The 1775-nt window shown below is 37.4% G+C and carries 1 protein-coding gene; it reads right to left on the bottom strand.

Annotation, left to right across the window (positions count from 1 at the left end; translation table 11 throughout):
- Window positions 1-208: 208 nt before the first annotated feature.
- Entirely contained in the window at window positions 209-1402 is a 1194-nt protein-coding gene (locus tag HT719_RS09470) for an O-antigen ligase (RefSeq protein WP_119920135.1), read from the bottom strand.
- Window positions 1403-1775: the final 373 nt, after the last annotated feature.

Raw genomic sequence — 1775 nt, 5'->3', positions numbered from 1 at the left:
TAGATTGAAACTAGAATAGTACACCTCTACTTCTAAAACATTGTTAGAAATCTATTTGACTGTCCTGATTGATTCATCCTGTTCTTATCTCATTTCACTATATTCACCGGTAGTGAATCTCTACAGAGGACTTACACCTCAGATACACAACATGCCCATCGCATAAAAAATCTCCTACCCAAGGTAGAAGATTTCAATCTTATAAAACTTAATCCGTCATGTCCGATACCAAGGTTCGATGCTCCAATGGAACACTGCACATAACTAGCAAGAAAATGAAACCTGACTGAATCCAGAAGAGGGCCAAGTCAAAGATTCCATGCACAGCAACCACTGTAAGGAAAGACAGATAAAGACCGATAATCGGACGTTTCCCCGACTCCTGACTCATATCCATCATCAAGCGAACAGGAGCAACAGAAGACAAAACTAATAAAATGGTACCCACAATTCCGTAACTCAGAATCGTATCAATATAAAGACTGTGGGCATGTTCATGATAAGGAGCATGTATCCGAGGATACGAGTGCATATAGGTCAATGGCCCTTCACCCCAAAAAGGATTTTGCTTAAACAAGGCCATCCCAGCATCCCAGATAGAAATGCGTTCTTCCATAGAAGAGTCTAAAGTCCCCATCCGAACTCCCAAATCACTAGAAAAGAGGAAACTCAAACCAATCGCGAAGACCCCAATACTAAGCCAAAAGGCCTTCCAGTTTTTAATAGTCGTAAAGAGATAGATAATTGCTCCAGCGATAATAGCAGGAAAGGCAGTTCGATTTTGAGTAAAGTTCAAACCAAAGAGATTAACAAAGCCTGCAATCACACAGAATACTTTCAACCAATTCAACTTGGTCGTTGTAAACAGATAGAAAGCAATCATAATACAGAAACAACAAATAATTCCATAATAATTAGGATTAAAGAAGGTCACTTCTGCCCGGTTCTGATGCCACACCTGCATATTGGGTGAAAGAAAAGCATAGTTAAATTTCTTCACAATTTGGAAATGTTCTAAACTGGCAAAAGCAGCTGACAAGACACTACCAAACAAGACGAACTGCAAAATCAATCGAAAGAATTTATGGGATAAAATCGACTGATAGTGCAAAAAGAAAATAGTAAATAGAAACATTCCTACTGAAGCCACCAGACCCATCCAATTTTGTGCAAGAATGGATATAACAGTACTATAGCTAAGAAAAAGAAGCAACATCGGATGCTCCCCCATTTTCTGAAGAATACTTTTCATGTCTCCTGTAAAAATCAAACTGATAATATATAAACAGAGTACAACTACAAAAAGATAAAAGGGTAAAAAGATACTTAGGATAATTCCCAATAAAATCAGCTCTTTACTAGACAACCCCTTCAGCTTTTCAATAAAGCCTATTGATTTCAAAATGAATCCTTTCTCTCCAAATCAGCTGATTCAGATAATAGTAAGCTATCCTATATTGTACCACTTTTTTAACAATTTGAAAACAAAGGAAACGTTTTCCAAAATAAAATGTAATTCGAATGTGATATGAAAGTTCTATAATGAAGTTAGCCACCCAGCCCTCCTAAAAATTAGATGGTTCAACTAGCTTATAGCTAGTACTCGATTTCATTTGATAAGAGGCTTGATGCTGTTAGACTGACAAGCCAAGGCTAAGATTAGCCTTGGTTTAGCTGACAAAACTGCTTCAAGGGTTCCTCTTGTCAAATGAAAGCTCTTCTAGGCATAAGAAAACACCTCTGTGTTATACTTGTTGTTCAATCACAAACACAAG

It is taken from the genome of Streptococcus sp. k-378 (genome assembly GCF_013277505.1).
Classification (GTDB): Bacteria; Bacillota; Bacilli; order Lactobacillales; family Streptococcaceae; genus Streptococcus; species Streptococcus pseudopneumoniae.
Note: the sequence above shows the minus strand (reverse complement) of the source record. Positions and strands in the feature narration are given on the sequence as shown.